This window comes from Longimicrobiaceae bacterium (assembly GCA_035936415.1).
Classification (GTDB): Bacteria; Gemmatimonadota; Gemmatimonadetes; order Longimicrobiales; family Longimicrobiaceae; genus JAFAYN01.
Window position 1 is genome coordinate 1 of the sequence record DASYWD010000484.1, and the last position, 4,113, is coordinate 4,113.

Here is a 4,113-nt window from a genome sequence, read left to right on the forward strand (position 1 = left end):
CCGGACGCCCGCGTCCGCGGGCCTCGCCGAGCGCCGGTGCGCCGGGAGCGACTCCGGGAGGAGCACCAGCGCCACCGCCCCGTTCACGGCGGCCAGCGCCGCCGCGCCCAGGAACGGCACCGCGTGCCCGAAGTGGGAGAGGAGCCCCCCGATCGCCGGGCCGAAGATGAACCCCAGCCCGAAGGCGGCGCCGATCAGCCCCATCCCCCGCGCCCGGTCCTCGGGCGCCGTGACGTCGGCGATGTACGCCTGCGCCACCCCCACGTTGGCGCCCATGATCCCCGCCAGGGCGCGCCCCAGGAAGAGGGTGGCGAGCCCGCCCGCCAGCCCGAAGAGGAGGTACGAGGCGGCCGAGCCGAAGAGCCCCACCAGGAGCACGGGGCGGCGCCCCACGCGGTCGGAGAGGGCGCCCCACCAGGGGGCGAACAGGAGCTGCATCAGCGAGAAGACCGCCACCAGCCAGGTGACGGCGACGGGGCCGGCGCCGAACCGCTCCGCGTACAGCGGGAGGAGCGGGATGACGATCCCGAACCCGACCAGGTCCAGGAAGACGGTGAGGAACACGATGACGAGCGGAGACCGCCCCATGGTGCGCTCCGGTCCGCTCCGCGCCCGCTCCCCCGGCGCGGAGCGCGGGGGGAGCGGAGGTGCGGTGATGGTGTCGCTTCTGCTCAAGGGCCGGTGCTTCCCTTTATCTCTCGCCCTGTTCCGGGGTGCGTCGGGGTGTCCAAAATAGGCACTCGCCCGGATGGAGACAACGTGCGGAGCGCCTCCGGGACCCGGGGGCGGCCGCCGCGCGCCGGGGCAGAAGTGCTGCTGCTGGCACACGTTGTGCGCGGCCGGACCCGTCTGTCCGGCTTCCCCGGACCCTTCCCCAATGATCGACGAGGGCGAAATGGACGCAACCCAAGTGGCCGACGCGAGGCAGGAGCGCGTGAACCACCTCTACTGGAACAGCGCGGAGACGGTGGAGGGGATCTCGGAGCAGCTCGGCGTGAGCCGCGGCTCGCTGTACGCCGCCGTGCAGCCGGAGCCCGCCGGGGCGGAGTGCCCGGACTGCGCGGGGGAGCTGGCATTCCCCAACCGCACCAGCCGGACGGCGGGCCGCGCCGTGTGCCTGCGGTGCGACCGCACCGTGGCGCTGGAAGAGCTCCCGGGGCACGCGGTCCGCTACGGCAACGGGGCGGCCCTGGGCGGCCTGCGCGACGGCCTGGCCGCGGTGGAGCCCAAGCGCGCGGCCATGATCGGCGGGGCGGCGATGCTGGGGGCAGTGGCGGGGGTCGCCTCCGCCAGCCTGCTGCGCCGGTTTTACTGAGGGGCCCCTGGCGGGCGACGACACCACGCGGGGAGGCGAGGCCACGGTGGACAGCACCCGGATCGAATCGCTGAGGAAGCTGGCGCAGGAGCGCCCGGACGATCCCCGTCCGCGCTTCGGGCTGGCGCTGGAGTACGAGCGTGCGGGGCGGTGGGAGGAGATGATCGAGGAGCTGCGCGCCTACCTCACCCGCACCGACGACGAGGGGAACGCGTACGGGCGCCTGGGCCACGCGCTCCGCGAGCTGGGGCGCGACGACGAGGCGCGCGAGGCGTACCGGCAGGGGATCGCCGCCGCCACCCGCCACAGCCACCCCACCATGGCGATGGAGTTCGAGGAGGTGCTCGACGACATGGGCTGAGGCGCCCCGGCGTGGCCGCGCTCAGCTGCCGCCGGGACCGCGCAGCACGGCCAGGCCCCGCTCCAGCACGGGGTCTCCCCGCGCGCCCGGGACGGCGGGGGCGACCGGCACGTCCGGGGCGATCCCCACCCCCTCGAAGGGCGCACCGCCCGGGAGGCGAACCCTCCGGCCGCCGATCCGGGCCGTCATCCCGTTGCCGAAGTCCATCCGGAACGCCTGCCCCGTGGACCCGAACGTCGTCTCGCCCACCAGCGTGGCCCGGCCGTTGTCCTTGAAGGACACCACCAGGTCCTCGCAGGCCGAGGCGCACCCGCCGTCCACCAGGAACACCAGCTTCCCGCGGTACGCCGGCACCGGGTAGAGGCGGAGCACCAGCGGTCCCGCCGCCCGGTAGAGAAGCGGCGCCCCCACCTTCTCTTCCTCAACCTCCCACCGCCGGTATCCCTGCCCGCCCATGAGCGCCTTGCGGAGCTTCCAGGGCGTGGAGCCCCCGCCGTTGCCGCGCAGGTCCACGATGAGCGCCGGGGCGCTCCGGTAGCGGGTCTTCAGCAGCTCCAGGGCGCGGGCCTCGTACCTGGGGTCGCCGAAGCCCGGCACCTTGAGGTACGCGATGCTGTCCTGCACCAGCCAGCGGTGCGGCACCGCTTCCGCGGCGGGGCCTGCCGCCGCCGGCACCGCGGGAGCCGTCGGCCGTTCACGGACCACGGCCACGTGCCGGCCGTCGCCGAGGGTCAGGGTGAAGCGCTCCGGGAAGAGATAGTCCTGGCTGCTCAGGCGCCGGCGTGCCGCCCGCTCGTCCGATGCGGAGATGTAGCGCTTCTGCCTCTGGAAGAACGCCTCGAAGGGCTCGCCGTCGATCGCCGCCACGACGTCGCCCGGCTGGAGGTCGGGTGTCCCGCTCCACGCGACGCGCCACTCTCCTGCGCTGGACCGGAGCGAGAAGGGGAAGGGGGCGCCGTGGCGCTCCCACAGCCAGCGGTCGTTGAAGTCGGTGTGGCCGTTGCGGAGCCCTGCCAGGAACTCCAGGGTCGCCAGGTCGAACTCCCGCCGGTCGGAGGAGGCCATCGCCCGCTCCCGGTACGCCCGGTACGCCGCCGGGTAGTCCAGCCCCGGCACGGCGCTCCAGTGCGCGAAGTAGCGGCGGATGGCGGCGTCGAGCCCGGACACGATCCGCTCCCGCTCCGGAACGGCGAGCGTGTCCGCCGCGGCCTGGGCCGGAGCGCGGGCGGGGGTGCCGAGCGCGAGGACTGCGGCTGCGAGGAGCGCGAGCAGGCGAGGAAGCATGCGGAGGGAGGTGCGGGAACCGCCGGTGGGAACGGATGATTATCGCACCGTGGCCCGTGAAGGCGCAAGGAGAGCGCTCCTCCCCGCTTCCGCCTAGCGCCCGTTCCGCAGCCGCACCAGCGTCTCGATCTCGAAGGCGATGGACTCCGGCGAGCGCGTGTCGGCGGGGATGTTCAGGTCGGCACGCTCGTAGAGCGGGATCCGGTCCGTCAGCATCTCCGCGATCATCGCCTCCGCGTCCGGGTGGTCCTTGAAGGGGCGGTCGATGTTGTCAGCGCGGAGCCGCCGCACCGTCTCCTCCGGAGACACCTGCAGCCACACCGCCAGCGTCCCCGGCCCCAGCGTGTTCAGGAACTCCGGCCGCGTGACCCAGCCCCCGCCCGGCGCCAGCACCAGCCGCCCCGCCTCCGCCGCCTCGGCGGTGAGGGCGGCCTCCAGGCCGCGGAAGTGCTCCTCCCCGGCCGCGTCGATGATGTCGCGCACGGTGGCGTCCTCGCGTCGCTCTATCTCCACGTCGAAGTCCAGGTAGCTCCACTCCAGGCGGCGGGCCAGCGCCTCGCCCACGGTGCTCTTCCCGGAGCACATGTAGCCGAGCAGGACCACGCGCGCCACGGCCAGGCGGGGCGGCGCTTCGGAACGGGTCGCGTCTTCGGATCGGGTGGACACGCGGTTCTCCTCCGGGGTGCGGTTTGGCCGACGGCGGCGGCGGCGTTACCTTGCACGTCGCGGGCCCGTCCGTTCCCCGGCACGCATCCTCCCGCGCCGCTTTCGCGGGTGCCGAATCCCGAACATTTTCCGAACCCGCCGCCCGCCGCGGGGTACTACGGAGCAGCCGTCCGCGCCCGTCCGGAGCGGCCGTGGACGGACGATCTCGCCAGCAGCGCAACAGACTAGCAAGCCAGAGAGAGACGAGCAGATGAGCATGGCGAAGCAGCGGGACCGGGTGCTCCCGCGGCTGATCGAGGAGGAGATGCGGGAGTCCTTCCTGGACTACTCGATGAGCGTGATCGTGCAGCGGGCGCTGCCGGACGTGCGCGACGGGCTGAAGCCGGTGCACCGGCGCATCCTGTACGCGATGCACGAGGCGGGGCTGTCGCCGAACCGGCCGTACAAGAAGAGCGCGACGGTCGTCGGCGACGTGCTGGGCAAGTAC

At 73.7% G+C, this 4,113-nt stretch carries 6 protein-coding genes; 3 read left to right on the forward strand and 3 right to left on the reverse strand.

Translation table 11 applies throughout. From position 1 onward, the window contains the following. The coding region (locus VGR37_19655; GenBank protein ID HEV2149626.1) for an MFS transporter at positions 1 to 675 on the reverse strand (675 nt) is incomplete at its 3' end. 220 nt (positions 676 to 895) lie between these two features. Between VGR37_19655 and VGR37_19660 the strand changes: the two genes are divergently transcribed. Continuing rightward, positions 896 to 1,315: a hypothetical protein gene (locus tag VGR37_19660; protein HEV2149627.1), complete on the forward strand. Its 420-nt coding sequence runs from the start codon at positions 896 to 898 to the stop codon at positions 1,313 to 1,315. A 46-nt stretch (positions 1,316 to 1,361) separates the two neighbouring features. Beyond that, positions 1,362 to 1,676, forward strand: coding sequence for a tetratricopeptide repeat protein (locus VGR37_19665; GenBank protein ID HEV2149628.1), 315 nt, complete (start codon positions 1,362 to 1,364; stop codon positions 1,674 to 1,676). 21 nt (positions 1,677 to 1,697) lie between these two features. Here the strand turns inward: VGR37_19665 and VGR37_19670 are convergent, their stop codons facing one another. Beyond that, positions 1,698 to 2,960 (reverse strand): S41 family peptidase, encoded by a 1,263-nt coding sequence (locus VGR37_19670; GenBank protein ID HEV2149629.1) that lies wholly within the window; start codon positions 2,958 to 2,960, stop codon positions 1,698 to 1,700. 93 nt (positions 2,961 to 3,053) lie between these two features. Then, positions 3,054 to 3,626 (reverse strand): shikimate kinase, encoded by a 573-nt coding sequence (locus VGR37_19675; protein HEV2149630.1) that lies wholly within the window; start codon positions 3,624 to 3,626, stop codon positions 3,054 to 3,056. Between the two features lie 256 nt (positions 3,627 to 3,882). On the opposite strand from VGR37_19675, the gene VGR37_19680 reads away from it, so the two are divergent. Continuing rightward, positions 3,883 to 4,113 (forward strand): DNA gyrase subunit A (locus VGR37_19680; GenBank protein HEV2149631.1); only part of this gene is annotated, 231 nt, incomplete at its 3' end.

Bases quoted from the DNA above. Each gene is read 5' to 3' on its own strand.
- VGR37_19670 (HEV2149629.1), bottom strand. From the start codon at position 2,960: ATGCTTCCTCGCCTGCTCGCGCTCCTCGCAGCCGCAGTCCTCGCGCTC.
- VGR37_19660 (HEV2149627.1), top strand. From the start codon at position 896: ATGGACGCAACCCAAGTGGCCGACGCGAGGCAGGAGCGCGTGAACCAC.